The 16,948-nt window shown below is 33.4% G+C and carries 14 protein-coding genes; 10 read left to right on the top strand and 4 right to left on the bottom strand.

Annotated features, from left to right (window positions below; genetic code table 11):
* Nucleotides 1-48 precede the first annotated feature (48 nt).
* From queE to queC, 3 genes are read right to left on the bottom strand one after another with little or no spacing between them, the layout of a single operon-like run.
* Nucleotides 49-765: a 7-carboxy-7-deazaguanine synthase QueE gene (gene queE, locus NSR03_RS09385; protein ID WP_069820629.1), complete on the bottom strand. Its 717-nt coding sequence runs from the start codon at nucleotides 763-765 to the stop codon at nucleotides 49-51.
* Nucleotides 758-1,183: a 6-carboxytetrahydropterin synthase QueD gene (queD, locus tag NSR03_RS09380; RefSeq protein WP_021339423.1), complete on the bottom strand. Its 426-nt coding sequence runs from the start codon at nucleotides 1,181-1,183 to the stop codon at nucleotides 758-760. The genes queE and queD overlap by 8 nt, the downstream gene beginning before the upstream one ends.
* 1 nt (nucleotide 1,184) lies before the next feature.
* A complete protein-coding gene (gene queC, locus NSR03_RS09375) occupies nucleotides 1,185-1,856 on the bottom strand; it encodes a 7-cyano-7-deazaguanine synthase QueC (protein ID WP_021339424.1) in 672 nt (223 codons plus the stop codon).
* Between the two features lie 254 nt (nucleotides 1,857-2,110).
* Between queC and NSR03_RS09370 the strand changes: the two genes are divergently transcribed.
* From NSR03_RS09370 to ltaS, 6 genes are all read left to right on the top strand, one after another.
* Entirely contained in the window at nucleotides 2,111-2,704 is a 594-nt protein-coding gene (locus tag NSR03_RS09370) for an anthranilate synthase component II (protein ID WP_021339425.1), read from the top strand.
* On the top strand, nucleotides 2,688-3,830 hold the full coding sequence (locus NSR03_RS09365; protein WP_069820630.1) for a chorismate-binding protein: 1,143 nt from the start codon (nucleotides 2,688-2,690) through the stop codon (nucleotides 3,828-3,830). Before NSR03_RS09370 ends, NSR03_RS09365 begins: the two co-directional genes overlap by 17 nt.
* On the top strand, nucleotides 3,830-4,438 hold the full coding sequence (locus tag NSR03_RS09360) for an aminotransferase class IV (protein WP_069820631.1): 609 nt from the start codon (nucleotides 3,830-3,832) through the stop codon (nucleotides 4,436-4,438). The genes NSR03_RS09365 and NSR03_RS09360 overlap by 1 nt, the downstream gene beginning before the upstream one ends.
* A 462-nt stretch (nucleotides 4,439-4,900) precedes the next feature.
* On the top strand, nucleotides 4,901-5,608 hold the full coding sequence (pxpB, locus tag NSR03_RS09355) for a 5-oxoprolinase subunit PxpB (RefSeq protein WP_002508317.1): 708 nt from the start codon (nucleotides 4,901-4,903) through the stop codon (nucleotides 5,606-5,608).
* A complete protein-coding gene (locus NSR03_RS09350; protein ID WP_069820632.1) occupies nucleotides 5,596-6,600 on the top strand; it encodes a 5-oxoprolinase subunit C family protein in 1,005 nt (334 codons plus the stop codon). The genes pxpB and NSR03_RS09350 overlap by 13 nt, the downstream gene beginning before the upstream one ends.
* A gap of 785 nt (nucleotides 6,601-7,385) precedes the next feature.
* Nucleotides 7,386-9,326, top strand: coding sequence for a polyglycerol-phosphate lipoteichoic acid synthase LtaS (gene ltaS, locus NSR03_RS09345; RefSeq protein ID WP_021339430.1), 1,941 nt, complete (start codon nucleotides 7,386-7,388; stop codon nucleotides 9,324-9,326).
* 186 nt (nucleotides 9,327-9,512) lie between these two features.
* On the opposite strand, the gene NSR03_RS09340 is transcribed toward ltaS, so the two are convergent.
* Nucleotides 9,513-10,331, bottom strand: a complete 819-nt coding sequence (locus NSR03_RS09340; protein ID WP_069820633.1) for a ZIP family metal transporter — start codon at nucleotides 10,329-10,331, stop codon at nucleotides 9,513-9,515.
* A 128-nt stretch (nucleotides 10,332-10,459) separates the two neighbouring features.
* Between NSR03_RS09340 and NSR03_RS09335 the strand changes: the two genes are divergently transcribed.
* From NSR03_RS09335 to NSR03_RS09320, 4 genes are all read left to right on the top strand, one after another.
* Nucleotides 10,460-12,343: an ABC-F family ATP-binding cassette domain-containing protein gene (locus NSR03_RS09335; protein WP_069820634.1), complete on the top strand. Its 1,884-nt coding sequence runs from the start codon at nucleotides 10,460-10,462 to the stop codon at nucleotides 12,341-12,343.
* Nucleotides 12,344-12,355: 12 nt separating this feature from the next.
* Nucleotides 12,356-14,134, top strand: coding sequence for a DNA helicase RecQ (gene recQ / locus NSR03_RS09330; protein WP_002508312.1), 1,779 nt, complete (start codon nucleotides 12,356-12,358; stop codon nucleotides 14,132-14,134).
* Between the two features lie 289 nt (nucleotides 14,135-14,423).
* Entirely contained in the window at nucleotides 14,424-15,389 is a 966-nt protein-coding gene (locus tag NSR03_RS09325) for an ABC transporter ATP-binding protein (protein WP_065337518.1), read from the top strand.
* Nucleotides 15,386-16,900 carry an ABC transporter permease/substrate-binding protein gene (locus tag NSR03_RS09320; protein ID WP_002508310.1) on the top strand — a complete coding sequence of 505 codons (1,515 nt, stop codon included), beginning with the start codon at nucleotides 15,386-15,388 and terminating at the stop codon, nucleotides 16,898-16,900. The genes NSR03_RS09325 and NSR03_RS09320 overlap by 4 nt, the downstream gene beginning before the upstream one ends.
* The last annotated feature ends 48 nt before the right edge of the window (nucleotides 16,901-16,948 follow it).

Genomic DNA, 16,948 nt, shown 5'->3' with positions numbered 1-16,948 from the left:
TTATGTGGATAAGAAGCATTATACAACGTATCGTACGAAATACTCAATTTAAACACCTTTTTTATTACTCCATAACAATGTGTGTAACTGTGGTAAGACGTAAACATTATTCATATCACTGCTTGCCATTACACGATCGACGAGTGTTTCATATAATGATAATAACTTTTCAGTATGTGATTCAACGTAATCGCCATCTAGATAAGGATTACCTACTTGTAAATAAAAAGGAATCGTAGGGTATCTATGGTGTATCATTTTAGCAAAATCGTAATCCTGGTCATCAAAAATTACTACTTTTAAATTTAAAGAAGCAGGTATACAATTTTCAATAACTTCATCTAATATTGGTAGATTAGGTTTCATTTTTGAACTTGGGGGTTTCGGACTAATAGTTAAGTCATCAATTTGTGTCATCCAAGGTTGGAATTTACTCCCTTGAGTTTCTAATGCGCTATAAATGTTTTTAGTTTCAAAAAGATCGACTAAATCCTGAATGCCTTTTATAAGAGAAGGGTTACCTCCAGAAATTGTTACGTGATTAAATGAGTCACCAGCAATTTCATAAAGTGAGTCGTATATTTCCTCAGCGGTCATCATGCGTATATCTTCTTTAGCACTACCATCCCAAGTGAAGCTTGAATCACACCAACTACAACGATAATCGCAACCAGCTGTGCGAACAAACATCGTTTTTCGTCCAATCACTCGGCCTTCACCTTGAATTGTTGGACCGAAAATTTCTAAAACAGGAATTTTACTCATATTTGGACTCCTTTGGTCTATAGACCACATAACTTGTTGGCGTTTCTCTAACATAAACTTGTAGACATTTAGGCTGGTTGTCTCGTTCATTTAATGAAGTTTGCACCATTTCATAAATAGTCTGTGCAACGATTTCTGTTGATGGACTCTTGCCTTTGAATTGAGGTAAATCATTGAGTAAATGGTGGTCGAATTGGTCATGAACTAATTTTTTTAAGTCGCTAAAATTCACTAAAAAACCATTATGATCTAATGTGTCGCCACCAATTGTTAAATTTACGAAGTAGGTATGACCATGTGTACGCATACATTTTCCAGCATCTTCACTAGGAATATAGTGGGCTGCAGAAAAGTTGAAGTCTTTATTAAGTTCAAAGCTATAAGGATGTTGAACGTTAGGATAATTTTGTTGGAACACGTTATTCAGCTCCTTTTTCTTTTAGATAAGCGTCTAAACCTCGTGCTCTTAATTCACAAGCAGGGCATTCTCCACAACCTTCACCGATAACACCATTGTAGCAAGTGAGCGTATTGTATCTAATATAGTCTAGTACGCCAAGTTCATCGCTTAGTGCCCAAGTTTCTTTTTTATCTAACCACATTAATGGTGTGTGTATAACGAAATCTTTATCCATAGATAGAGATAAAGTAACATTCATTGATTTTATAAAACTATCTCTACAGTCAGGGTATCCAGAAAAATCAGTTTCACAAACGCCAGTAATAATATGTTTCGCGTTTGTTTGATATGCAAGCGCACCTGCAAATGATAAGAATAAAAGATTTCTAGCCGGTACAAATGTATTTGGCACGCCGTCTTCGCCAACTTCAATATCCATATCATGCTGCGTTAATGCGTTTGGTGTAAGTTGAGAAAGTAAGGACATATCTAATATGTGATGTTTTACATTTTGTGTTTCAGCAATTTGCTTTGCTACTTTAATTTCTGTATCGTGCCTTTGTCCATATTCAAATGTCACTAATTCTACATCATCGTAATGTTGTTTAGCCCAAAATAGGCAAGTCGTGCTATCTTGTCCACCACTGAAAACCACGATGGCTTTATTACTGTTTAAAGATTGTTGCGTCATAATATCTTGCACTCCTTAATAATGTCATACTAGCTTTGACTCATTTTCGCTATGACACCATAAAAAAACGCCTATCCTTATAAAAAAGATAGACGTTGTTTACGTGTCTAGTTTTTTATAGAGGGTGTCAGCTAGGAACCTCTTTATATTCATTTATACGGTGATAAGAATAATACATTTAAACTGTAAAATCAAGTTGAGATTTGGGATAATGAGTATAATAGGTAGTGAAAGATACATAACGAGGTGAAGAAATGATACTAATCATTGATAATAAAGATTCATTTACATACAATATTGTAGACTATATTAATCAAAGTTATAGTGGGACAGTTAATGTAGTAGATGTTGAAGAGGTTACTACTGAGAAGATTACGCAAATGTCTCCAGATGCTATAGTTATTTCTCCAGGACCAGGATCACCTGATGATTATCCTATATTAAATGAAGTTATAAAAGTTTTTTCAGAACAAGTTCCAATTCTAGGTGTATGTCTAGGATTTCAACAAATAACGACTTATTTTGGCGGAGATATTATAAAAGGTGATAAACCGATTCATGGTCACACAACTCAAATTCAACATGATAACAGTGGTATTTTTAAAGGTTTAGCCGATACATTTTATGTTATGCGATATCATTCTTTAATTGCTGATACTAAGACATTTCCAAAAATATTAAAAGTTACAGCAACAAATCAAGAAGGTATCATTATGGCGTGTGCACACAAAACGTTACCTGTTTTTGGTGTACAGTATCATCCTGAATCTATCCTGAGTGAATATGGTATTGAACAAATAAAATTATTTATAGAAATCGTGGAGGGTTCTCATGCAGATACAATTTAATTATCGCTATTTATTAGACGAATCAGAATATGAATCCCATCAATACCAATTTACGCAGTGTAAAGATAAATTAATCGCATATCATTTAGACGAAGTAGGCAGCGTTATACAATTTGCAGAAATGCATCAACACCAAGGTAGCTATGTAGCTTTGTATTTACCGTATGAAGCGGCACCTTTTTTTAATGAACAGATGGCTACAATACAAATACAGGGTGAATATGTTTTTGCAGCTGCTTATGTTTTTGACAAAAAGGAAGATATAACATTAACTGACAAAAAAGATCAATACATACCAAAATGTGATTTTAAATTTCAATTAAATAAATCTCAATTAATTACTCATATTAAAGCAGTTCAATCCGCAATTATTGAAGGTAATACATATCAAGTGAATTATACGACACGTTTGACTGATGACATTCATTATTCGATTTCTACATTATATGAAGTGTTACAGCAGCAAAATCATGGTTTTTATTCTGCTTTAATCGATACAGATGAAGTACAGTTAGCTTCTCTTTCGCCAGAATTATTTTTCCAACGTGGTCCGTTTGAAAATCGGAAAGATGTATTATTAAGTAAGCCCATGAAAGGTACTATAGCTAGAGGACATTCAGAAACGCAAGATCAGCAAAATTTACATACGTTAATGAATTCAGTTAAAGATAAAGCGGAAAATGTCATGATTGTGGATTTGTTACGAAATGATATTAGCCGTATTACAGAGACAGGAACTGTAAAAGTCTATAAACCATTTCATATAGAACGCTACAGCACTGTATTTCAAATGACGTCGATGGTCACAGGGGCGTTACATCAAGAGACTAAACTCATGCATATCTTAAAAGCATTATTTCCGTGCGGTTCTATTACAGGAGCACCAAAAATCAATACTATGAAGTATATTAAAAAGTTAGAGCAAACCCCGAGAAATGGTTATTGTGGTACAGTTGCCTTGTTGTTGCCTGAAGGGAAGTCCATTTTCAACGTGCCTATTCGAACGATTCAATACATGGATAACCAAGCCATATACGGCGTGGGTGCAGGTATTACTATAGACTCTAAGCCTGAAGATGAAGTGCAAGAATTTAAGGATAAAACAAAGATATTGGAGAGGTTATAATGCAGTTATTTGAAACGATGCGTTTGGAAGAAGGAAAGTTTCCGCGCCTGCCTTATCATAAAAAAAGAATAAAACAGTCTGCTGAGCAACTTAAATTTAACTTGGATGAAGCGAAATGGAATCAGTTAATCGAAATGTTAATGGATGATTATCCAACAGGTGCGTATCGCATAAAAATATTATTAGACCAAGATGGATCACTAGATTATGTTGTTGCAACCTTATCTGATAAAAATAAATTTACAGCAAAATTAGTACCTTTACCAGATAATGTAAATAAACCTGAATTAATAAATAAGACAACTATTAGAAAACATTTATCACATAATCATCAGACTGACCTTGTGTTGTTGTATGATTCAAATGGAAAAATATTAGAATTTGATATTGGAAATATCATGATAAAAGAAGATGAATGCTATTATACACCTCTATATAATGAAGATTTCTTGCGTGGTTGTATGAGACAATCACTTATAGATGATGGGAAATTATCACAAAAAAATTATGATATAAATGATTTTAAAGATAAAATATTGAAAAACCAGATACAGGTTTTTCTTATAAATAGTTTGCGAGAGGTTGCCGAGGTTGAAATTTATCTATAGAATATAGAAAGTATAAACATTGGGTTTACTATGAATTCAGAGATGGGACCCATTATAGAAAATCGTCAACGTGAAAATATGTGAGTTGTGACAAATTAGCCTTTGATTTACATAGGTAAAATAAGGCGTATCATAGTATTAAATTTAGTGATACACAAGCATTCCCAATAGACTATATACAAGGGTGCACTTAAATAATTACGTAATAAATTATAAACAGCGAGTGGGGCATAACGATGATATTAGTTTGGATACTGACAATGATTTTAATAACCTTGCTTTCAAAATGGTATGTAAATCGTTTGCTGAAGAAACAACAGATTTATATTGCAAGATTCGTAATTACCATCTCTTGCATGGTTCAATTTGTAATAGTCTATTTTCTAGTGAAAGCACTTGTGGGTTATTTGGTACAAGGGTTAAATGTGTTTTATCATTAGTAAGAATATAAGAGGTGAGCCTATGAAAATATATAGCCAGGGAGACCAAGCAATTGTAGTTTCTATTGAAAAAGAAGTCTCTAAGGATTTAACAGAAGATTTATTAGCATTAAAAACGTATTTATTAGAAAAAGATTATCCTTTTATAACCGAAATTGTACCTACTGAATCAGATATGATGATTTGTTATGATGCGCGAGACATGATCAAACACTACAATATTAAATCACCATTTTTATATATGAACGCATTAATGCAAACCGTACAATTAGAGATTAAACACGAAGAGCAAACGATTGAACCGATGGAAATTCCAGTTGTTTATGGTGGAGAATTTGGGCCTGATTTAGCGGCTTTATTAACGCATTACAAATTAGATTTTGATAAATTTGTGAAGCTACATACGAAACATACGTATTTTGTCTCAATGATGGGTTTTACACCTGGATTTCCTTATCTTACCGGAATGGATAAGCGTTTATTTGTTAATCACACAGGTGGCAAAAAAACATTTATTCCAGCAGGTTCTGTCATAATAGAAGGGAAAAAGACAGGTATTACTACAATAGATACTTATGGCGATTGGTTAGTCATTGGCTATACACCTATTCGTTTGTTTGACCCAGAACTAGCAGATTTTACTAAGCTAAAATTAGGCGATAATGTTAAATTTAAAGCAATAACAGAAGAAACGCTGGATCTAGGAGGCTTCGAACCATGTCAATCATAATAGAAGGTGAAGGATTATTCTCAAGTTTCCAAGATTTTGGTCGTAAAGGCTACGAGCACAACGGTGTTATTCCTGGTGGCGCACTAGATCCATTATCTCATGAAATAGCGAACAGACTCGTTGCAAATGATAAGCGTGAAGCTACGTTAGAGATGACAAATAGAATGGCGAGCATTCGCTTTACTGAATCGACATTGATTGCGTTAAGCGGTGGTAGTTTTAAAGCTAAAACAGAGCATATGAAAGTATTACCAAATAAATTATACTTAATGGAAAAAGGTGACGTACTTGTATTTACAGAGACAAATCGCACTTCTAGAGTATATTTAGCAATCGGTGGTGGTTTCGAATTAGATGAATGGTTAGGCTCAACCTCCACCGACTTCAAAGTCAAAATTGGCGGTTTTCATGGACGTAAATTGCAAAAAGGCGACGAAATTAATATGAAACGCGACTATACTGAACGTCACCTTAAATTGTTTGAAAATCTAGAAGAAAAACATCAAACAGACTGGGGTATTGATGGTTATGCACTTTCCTTTAACTATATGTCCGATGTTTTTCATGTCATTAAAAATAAAGGGACAGAAGACTTCGAACAAGAAGCGTTAAGTCACTTTACGCTTGGAGAATATAAAGTCACGAGTAAAGCAAATAGAGTCGGGATGTATGTAGAAGGACAGCCCGTGAAGGCTTTTTATGAAGATATGCCGGCACATCAGTCTGTTCAAATAGGCACGATACAAGTTAAAAGAGATGGCACACCGATTATTTTACTCAATGACCATTATACAATAGGCAGTTACCCACAAATTGGGACAATAGCGAGTTATCATTTAACTAAGTTGGGTCAAAAGCATCAAGGTACAAAATTAAAGTTCCAATTTATAGATATTGAAACTGCAGAAAAGAATTTAATTAAATATACGAATTGGTTAAACCAATTGCTTCATGGTATTGAATATAGAATGCAGTTAGAGATGTTGAAATAAAAAATAGCAAGTCTATATATTACTGAATAAAGGATAATATATAGACTTGCTGATCAGCTGTAACGCCTCAAGTTAATTTTTCGAGGGTTACAGCTTTTTATATTGCGCATATTTAGATATATAACTTTTGAGTTTTTGTAGAAAGCTTTCTAGAAGGGCATTATTATTTCGTGAAATATTAAAATAAAAATTCATTTCATATACGACTCTAGTCCGATTAATATAAAAACCAAGCAGAGTATAATTAAAAAGCATATTATTTCTTAATGATATATTCACAGCCAATTAACAAGCCTTTAACAAAACGGTGGCAAAACGTTAAATTATGTTTGAAAGTGTGTTTTTACTTGAAATTTGACCGGAATTGCTTTATATTTATACATTGAACTATATGCGTTTTGTTACGGAAACATTACAAAATGATAAAAACTGTGAAGATGACGTTAAGCAATAATCGAAAACGTTAACACAATTTACACTATATAGACAAATGAAAAGTTTCTAAATTAGAATATATAAAACTTAAAATTTCAAAAACTATAACTTTAGTTCACAATTGAACAAGCTAATAAAATTCTAGTGTATAGAAATTTAAATTACATACACAGCTGATCAGGATTTTAAAAAACTTAACCTAAAGAAGATAACTTTTGCCAATAACGACCTTTGTTTAGTTAGGGATACTAACATCGCTAACAACATATTGAACACAGTAACTTTGCCAATTTTTTACTAGGTATGGATTATTTTCCAACCTATATTAATCTATATCGGGGGAAACAAACATGAGTCTACACAAAAAGAAATTAACTCTTTTTGCGTTTTTTATTCTGACCGTGCTTACTGTCGCATTTAAAACGTATTTTTCATATTATGTTGATTTTTCTTTAGGTGTTAAAGGGTTAGTACAAAACCTAATCCTATTAATGAATCCATACAGTTTAATCGCTTTAGTATTAAGTATTTTCTTATTCTTTAAAGGGAAGAAAGCATTCTGGTTCATCTTTATTGGTGGCTTTGTTTTAACTTTCCTACTATACGCGAACGTTGTTTACTTCAGATTCTTCTCTGATTTTATAACGTTTAGTACATTGAACCAAGTTGGAAATGTTGATTCAATGGGCGGCGCAGTGACAGCTTCATTTAAATGGTATGACTTTGTATACTTTATTGATACAATCATTTACCTTTTTATCTTGATATTTAAACAAAAATGGTTAGATAAACGTGTATTCAGTAAAAAGTTTGTGCCAGTAGTTATGGCAGCTGCAATTGCCTTATTCTTCCTGAATTTAGCTTTTGCTGAATCAGATCGTCCTGAATTATTAACACGTACATTCGATCACAAATATTTAGTGAAATATTTAGGACCGTATAATTTCACTGTCTATGATGGTGTGAAAACAATTCAAAATAACCAACAAAAAGCTTTAGCAAATGAAGATGACTTAACTAAAGTGTTAAATTATTCGAAACAAAAACGAGTTGAACCGAACCAAGAGTATTTTGGTGCAGGTAAAAAGAAAAATGTTATAAAAATACACTTAGAAAGTTTCCAAACTTTCTTAATTGATAAAAAAGTCAACGGAGAAGAAGTAACACCATTCTTAAACAAATTATCATCAGGGAATGCAGGTTATAGATATTATCCAAACTTCTTCCATCAAACGGGTCAAGGTAAAACATCAGACTCAGAGTTTACAATGGATAATAGTTTGTATGGTTTACCTCAAGGTTCAGCCTTTTCATTGAAAGGTGATAACACTTACCAAGCATTACCAGCAATTCTTGATCAAAAACAAGGTTATACTTCTAATGTAATGCATGGTGACTACAAAACATTCTGGAACCGTGACCAAGTGTATAGACACTTTGGTATAGATAAATTCTATGATGCGACCTATTATGATATGTCTGAAGAAAATCTTGAAAACCTAGGTCTTAAAGATAAAGAATTCTTTAAAGAATCAGCAGATTACTTAGCTAAAGAAAAAGAACCATTCTATAGTCATTTAATTACATTAACAAATCATTATCCATTTACTGTATCACCGGAGGATGCAACAATAGAATCGCCAAACACTGGAGATTCAACGGTAGATGGCTATGTTCAAACAGCTAGATATCTAGATGAATCATTAGAAGAATTTGTTAATGAATTGAAGAAAAAAGGTCTTTATGAAGATTCCGTTATAATGATTTACGGAGACCACTATGGTATTTCTGAAAACCATAATAAAGCTATGGAAAAATTATTAGGTGAAGAAATTACTCCAGCTAAATTTACTGACTTAAACCGTACAGGTTTCTGGTTGAAAATACCAGGTAAAGAAGGCGCAGTAGATGAAACCTACGCTGGTCAAGCAGACGTTATGCCTACACTGCTTCATTTAATGGGAATTGATACGAAGAATTACCTAATGATGGGTACAGATATGTTATCGAAAGAACATAACGACACAGTGCCTTTCAGAAATGGTGACTTTATAACGAAAGATTATAAATATGTTAATGGCAGAATTTATGATAATAAAACGAATGAACCAGTAACAGAAGAACCGAAAGATTTCGATAAACGTAAACAACAGGCTGAAAAAGATCTACAAATGAGTGACGATTTGATTAATGGTGACTTATTGAGATTCTATGACAATCCAGATTTCGAAAAAGTGAAACCTTCTGAGTACGAATATAAGCCAGGTCCAAAAGGAAATGAGAAAAAATAATAGTTAATTTATAGAGCCCATATACCTAATTTAGGTGTATGGGCTCTTTTTAAATTTCACTTTAGATTCATTCGACTACATATTTAAAAAATGACACAAAAATAGCTATGGTACTTTTTCAAGTGCCATAGCTATTTTTCTAATTAGGTTTATGTCTAAACCATTTTTATTACAAAATTTACGTCCTTATCCAAGTGCGACATCAAGTATCATCATGAGTGTGAATCCTAACATTAGACTTAACGTTGCAAGGTCTGTATTATTACTTGCTTGAGAATCTGGTATAAGTTCTTCAACCACAACGAATATCATTGCACCTGCAGCAAATGCTAAAGCATATGGTAACATAGGGGTGATCATTATCACCGCAGCAGCGCCGACTACAGCAAATATAGGCTCGACGATGGCTGATGCTTGTCCATAATTAAAAGCTTTCCATCTTGATGCACCTGCAGCGCGTATTGGCATTGACAATGCTGCACCTTCTGGAATATTCTGTATCCCGATACCGATGGCTAATCCAACAGCGCCTAAAAATGTTGCTTGGCCATTACCAGAAACAATACCACCAAAGGCTACACCTATAGAAAGACCTTCTGGAATATTGTGTAACGTAATTGCCAATACAAGTAATGTATTTTTGTTGAGTTTTTTAGTACCTACACCTTCATGAAATTGATTAGTGTCTTTGGTATTTGGATGTATATGAGGAATAACTAAGTCTAATCCACGAATAAATAATCCACCCAATAAAAAACCAATAGCAGCAGGTAACCATGGGAAAGCTGTGCCTTCACCATAAGCAATGGCTGGCTGTAATAATGACCAAAAACTTGCAGCAATCATAATGCCTGCAGCAAAACCTTGCATTGAGTTCAATAACTTATCATTAACTCTTTTGAAAATAAATACCGATGCTGCTCCTAATGCAGTAAGTAGCCATGTGATAAGACCAGCTATTAATGCTTGGATATAAGGAGGTAAGTTTTGGAAAAATTCCGACATAAGCTTCTCTCCTTTGTATCATTTGAGTTCAAAAAGGTGTATAATATATAGAACTGAAATTAAGTTTAACAGATATAATTACTATTTTCGATATTTAAAAATTTCGATATTAAAAAGGATGTAGAATGATGGAAGCATACAAAATTGAACATTTAAATAAGTCATATGCTGATAAGACTATTTTCGATGATTTACATCTCTCTATTTCTGAAGGAGAAAAAATAGGACTCGTTGGTATAAATGGGACTGGCAAGAGTACTTTGTTAAAAGTAATAGCAGGACTAGACGAAGATTACGATGCGGAAATATCACATCCCAATTCGTATCGCGTCCGTTATTCTTCTCAAAAACAAGATTTTGATCGAAATATGTCTGTTTTTGAAGCAGTACTAACCTCAGAAACTAAAACACTTCAAGTTATACGTGCATATGAGTCTGCACTGAATCAATATAGTACGACCCAGAGTGAATCAGATTTACAAAAAATGATGCAAGCACAAGATGCAATGGATGCGAATCAAGCATGGGATTACAGTGCAGAAATCAAGACGATACTTTCTAAATTAGGTATTCATGATACGACAAAAGAGGTAAGTGAACTTTCAGGCGGTCAACAAAAAAGAGTGGGTCTTGCGAAAACACTTATTGAACAACCTGATTTATTACTTTTAGATGAGCCTACTAACCACTTAGATTTTGAATCTATCAATTGGTTAATCAATTATGTGAAACAATATCCACACACGGTGTTATTTGTCACACATGATCGCTATTTCTTAAATGAAGTATCCTCACGAATCATCGAATTAGACCGTGGGAAATTACGCACTTATGCTGGTAATTATGAAGCTTATATAGCACAACGTGCAGAAAATGAAATTATCGAACAAAAACAACAATCGAAACAACAATCTTTATATAAAAAAGAACTTGCTTGGATGCGTGCGGGTGTAAAAGCACGAACTACAAAACAACAAGCACGTAAAAATAGATTTAACGATTTAGAACAAGACGTCAAAAATCAGCATCAACAAGATAAAGCATCTTTAAATCTTGCTTATTCAAGATTAGGTAAACAAGTCTTTGAATTCGATGCTCTGACTAAGCGCATAAATGATAAGACATTGTTCGAAGACATCACTCAAATAATTCAAAGTGGTCAGCAAATTGGTATTGTTGGGCCTAATGGTGCTGGTAAAACAACATTGTTAAATATATTGAGTGGCGAAGATCAAGATTTCGAAGGTAATCTGAAAATTGGGCAGACCGTAAAAGTTGCTTACTTTAAACAAAGTGAAGAGCGATTAGATCGTGATGTAAGAATGATTGATTATTTAAGAGAAGAAAGTGAAGTAGCTAAAGAAAAAGATGGTACTTCAGTTTCAATTACACAATTACTCGAACGCTTCTTATTTCCAAGTTCCACACATGGTAAAAAAATATATAAATTATCAGGTGGCGAACAAAAAAGACTATATCTGTTGAGATTATTAGTCCATCAGCCGAATGTCTTGTTATTAGATGAGCCAACAAACGACTTAGATACTGAAACGCTCACAATACTAGAAGATTATATTGAAACATTTGGCGGCGCTGTAATCACAGTAAGTCATGATAGATATTTTTTAAATAAAGTAGCCCAAGAATATTGGTATATTCACGATGGTACAATGGAACGTATTATAGGGACATTTGAAGATTATGAAGCATATAAAAAAGAACAAGATAAAGCCCAAGCACAGCAAAAGCAACAGAAACAACAAACGCATGTAAAACAAAATACGAATAAGAAAAAAGGGCTATCTTTTAAAGAAAAGCAAGAATATGAAACAATTATTGAACGTATTGAAACCACTGAGCAAAGATTAGAAAGCATCGATGAAGAAATGATTGCAGCAAGTTCAGATTACGCTAAAATCAAAGAATTAACTGAAGAACAACGTCGTCTTAACCAGACGTACGAAGATGATATGGCAAGATGGAGTGAACTAGAAGAACTAAAAGAACAATGAGGGATTGTTAACATGGAATCAACATTATCGCATTATTTTGGCTACGATACATTTCGTCCGGGTCAAAAAGAAATTATAACAAAAGTAATGAATCATCAAAATGCGCTAGGTGTATTACCTACTGGCGGGGGAAAATCAATTTGTTATCAAGTTCCGGGATTAATGTTGGGCGGTACGACAATCGTTATCAGTCCATTAATTTCGCTAATGAAAGATCAAGTTGATCAATTAAAGGCCATGGGTATACGCGCGGCGTACTTAAACAGTAGTTTAACTCAGAAACAACAAAAAGAAATAGAGGCACAACTTAGAAAAGGTGAAATCCAATTTCTATATGTGGCTCCTGAACGTTTCGATAATGCTTATTTTGTTCAAATGGTGCAACAATTAAATATACCATTAGTTGCTTTTGATGAAGCACACTGTATTTCTAAATGGGGGCACGATTTTAGACCGAGTTATCGAGATGTGATTCATAAGGTATTTGCATTACCACAAGATTTTACAATTGTAGCACTTACTGCAACTGCGACAATTGAAGTTCAAAAAGACATTATGGATCGCTTGAATATTAATAAAAATGACGAGATTAAAACAAGTACAAAACGTCGAAATCTAGTCTTTCAAGTCAATCCTACATATCAACGACAAAAATTTGTGTTGGAATATGTTAAAAAATATCAAAAAGAATCCGGCATTATTTATTGTTCAACACGAAAACAAGTTGAAGAATTACAAGAAGCGTTAGCGATTAATGATATTAAGAGTACAACCTATCATGGTGGACTATCGAATAAAGAGCGTGAAGCTGCCCAAAATGATTTTGTTTATGATCGTGTACGCGTAGTTGTAGCTACGAATGCTTTTGGTATGGGTATCGACAAATCCAATGTAAGATTTGTTATTCATTATAATATGCCTGGTGATTTAGAATCATACTATCAAGAAGCAGGTCGTGCAGGTCGTGATGGTTTAAATAGTGATTGTATTTTATTATTTAGTGAACGTGACATCGGCTTACATCAGTATTTTATATCTTCATCGAAAGCAGATGATGATTATAAAGATAAGATGGGCGAAAAATTAAATAAAATGATACTTTATACAAAAACTAAAAAGTGTTTAGAAGCAACACTTGTTCATTATTTTGAGCCGAATGAAAAGCTTGAAGAATGTGAACAGTGTAGTAATTGCGTAAGAGAAAATAAAACGTACGATATGACAAATGAAGCAAAAATGATTGTGAGTTGTATTGCACGTATGAAACAGAAAGAAAGCTATAGCGTCATTATACAAGTATTAAGAGGCGAAGAATCTGATTATATTCGCTACTGTGATTATAATGAATTGTCGACACATGGTATTATGAAAAACTACACTACATCAGATTTAAGTCATCTTATTGATGAATTGAGATTTAAAGGCTTTTTAAATGAGTATGATGAAATATTAACTTGTGATAACTCTGTGAAAAGTTTATTGAGTGATCAAGTCACTATATTTACGACGCCATTTAAACGTAAAACTACAGAAAAAGTTAATATCAATACCGTTGAAGGTGTGGATCGTGCACTATTTGATGAACTTATAGCTGTACGTAAACAGCTAAGTGAGGACTTGAGTATTCCGCCAGTAAGTATCTTCTCTGATTTTACACTAGAAGAATTTGCTAAAAGAAAGCCAGAATCAAAACAAGATATGATTTTAATTGATGGCGTCGGTAGTTACAAATTAAAACATTACTGTCCAATGTTCTTAGAAACCATTCAATCATATAAAGCAAAAATATAATCAAGTTAGTTGTTGTAGTGCCACATAGCTTTCTGCTTTTAATAAATATAACCATAACCGCGAAGTTAAATTTCAAATTTTAATATACTATGTAACAAAAATCATAGGTATATTTTTGATTTGAGTTAACTTCGCTTTTTTGTAAAAACAAGTTATTAATGAAGTAAAACAAAAACTTTGATAATTGCTTGATAAATACATGAATTATATGAAAATAGGGTATAGTTGTAGTAAATGTGAATTTAATCTAATTTTTTAAAATAGAGGACAGTAAAGTGAAGGTGACAAAGTGATAGAATTTAAAAATGTAGTGAAAAAATATGGAGATAAAACTGCAGTCGATGACATCAGTTTTAATATAAAAAAAGGCGAATTTTTTGTGCTAATTGGTCCTTCAGGTTGTGGAAAAACAACGACCTTAAAAATGGTCAATCGCTTAATTTCGTTATCTGAAGGATATATTTATTTTAATGATAAACCAATTAGTGATTATTCTATTTATGAAATGCGTTGGGATATTGGCTATGTACTGCAACAAATCGCACTTTTCCCCCACATGACAATCAAAGAGAATATCGCTCAAGTACCACAAATGAAAAAGTGGAAAGAAAAAGATATTAATCAACGCGTGGATGAATTATTGAATATGGTGGGTTTAGAACCTGAATTATATAAAAATCGTAAACCAGATGAGTTGTCAGGAGGTCAGCAGCAACGTGTAGGCGTGGTTCGTGCATTGGCTGCCGATCCGCCAGTGATATTAATGGATGAGCCATACAGTGCGCTAGACCCGATTAGCCGTGAAAAGTTACAAGATGATTTAATTGAATTACAACAAAAAATTAAAAAAACGATTATTTTCGTAACACATGATATTCAAGAAGCAATGAAACTGGGCGACCGTATATGTTTATTAAATGAGGGTCGAGTTGAACAAATTGATACACCAGAAGGGTTTATTAAAAATCCTAAAAATGACTTTGTGAAACAGTTTATGGGAGATAAAGTAAAACGTACGGTTAATGATATGAAATTATCTGAACTGGTTAGCAATTTACCAAACAATAAATCAGAAATGGCTCATGAAAGTTATCCCGTTGTACAAAGTGATTATTTTGTACGCGATATTTATGAGCATTTAATTGACCATGAAGCAATTATTGTCGATGACGAAGCAGCTTCTACACAACATGTGCTAAAACGAGAAGATATATTTAAAGTTTTGTCAGAAGGCAAAGGAGGTCATAATGGATGAATGAATTCATTAACACTCTTGTAGAGCGCAAAGGTCAATTATTAACAACTATTTTTGAACATATGCAAATATCATTTATTGCTTTATTAATAGCGACTCTGATTGGTGTTCCCTTAGGCATTCTGCTTACAAAAACGCGTAAACTTTCTGAAGTCGTGATGAATATTGCTGCTATACTACAAACGATACCATCACTTGCTTTACTCGGTTTGATGATACCGCTATTTGGTATAGGTAAAGTGCCAGCCGTGATTGCTTTAGTCGTTTATGCTCTACTACCTATTTTGAGAAATACATACACGGGTATTAACGAAGTTGATGCTTCGTTAATAGAAGCAGCAAAAGGTATAGGTATGAAACCAGGACGCCGTTTGAGTAAAGTAGAATTGCCAATTGCGATGCCGGTAATTATGGCGGGTATTCGCACAGCTATGGTATTAATCATTGGTACGGCAACATTAGCAGCTTTAATTGGTGCAGGTGGTTTAGGTGACCTTATATTATTAGGTATCGATAGAAATGATACGTCATTAATACTTATCGGTGCCATTCCAGCGGCCTTGCTCGCAATCTTATTTGATTTAGCCTTACGCTTTATGCAAAAAATGTCATACAAAAAATTACTGATTGCATTAGGTGCTATCGTATTAATCTTATTATTGTTTATAGTTGGTCCGTTGTTAGCGCAAAAAGGAGATAAAGTGACTTTAGCAGGTAAGCTTGGTTCAGAGCCTTCAGTGATTACCAATATGTATAAAATTTTAATTGAAGAAGAAACAGATCATACTGTTGAAGTTGAAGACGGATTGGGTAAAACAGCTTTCTTATTTAACGCCTTAAAATCAGATGATATAGATGGTTATCTTGAGTTTACAGGGACAGTCCTCGGTGAATTAACGAAAGAAGATCTACAGTCTAAGAAAGAAGACGAAGTATACGAACAAGCTAAATCGAGTTTAGAAAGTAAATATGATATGACGATGTTAAAACCAATGGAATACAATAATACGTATGCCTTAGCAGTGAAAAAAGACTTTGCAGAAGAGCATGATATTAAAACAATTGGTGATTTAAATAAAGTCAGTAGCAAAATCAAGCCTGGCTTCACATTAGAATTTAATGATCGTGAAGATGGCTATCCAGCTGTGAAAAAAGCATATGACCTTGATTTAGGAGACGTCAAAACGATGGAACCTAAATTACGTTATCAAGCAATTGAAAGTGGCGATATCAATTTAATAGATGCATATTCAACAGATGCTGAATTAAAACAATATGATATGGTCGTTCTAGAGGATGATAAAGATGTCTTTCCACCATATCAAGGTGCGCCTATGTTTAAAGAATCCTATTTAGAAGAACATCCTGAGATTAAAGCACCGCTAAATAAATTAGCAGGTAAAATTTCAGATGAAGAAATGCAACAAATGAACTACGATGTGACTGTGAAAAAAGAAGACCCATATGAAGTTGCAAAAGCATATCTAGAAAAGCATAATTTAATAGATTAAACATTAACTCTTTTATTACGGGTTCGGATGATGAGCGATAAGAATAAC

It is taken from the genome of Staphylococcus sp. FSL W8-1207 (assembly GCF_038003745.1).
In the GTDB taxonomy this organism is placed as follows: domain Bacteria; phylum Bacillota; class Bacilli; order Staphylococcales; family Staphylococcaceae; genus Staphylococcus; species Staphylococcus equorum.
This window is presented reverse-complemented; position numbering and strand designations above follow the sequence as displayed.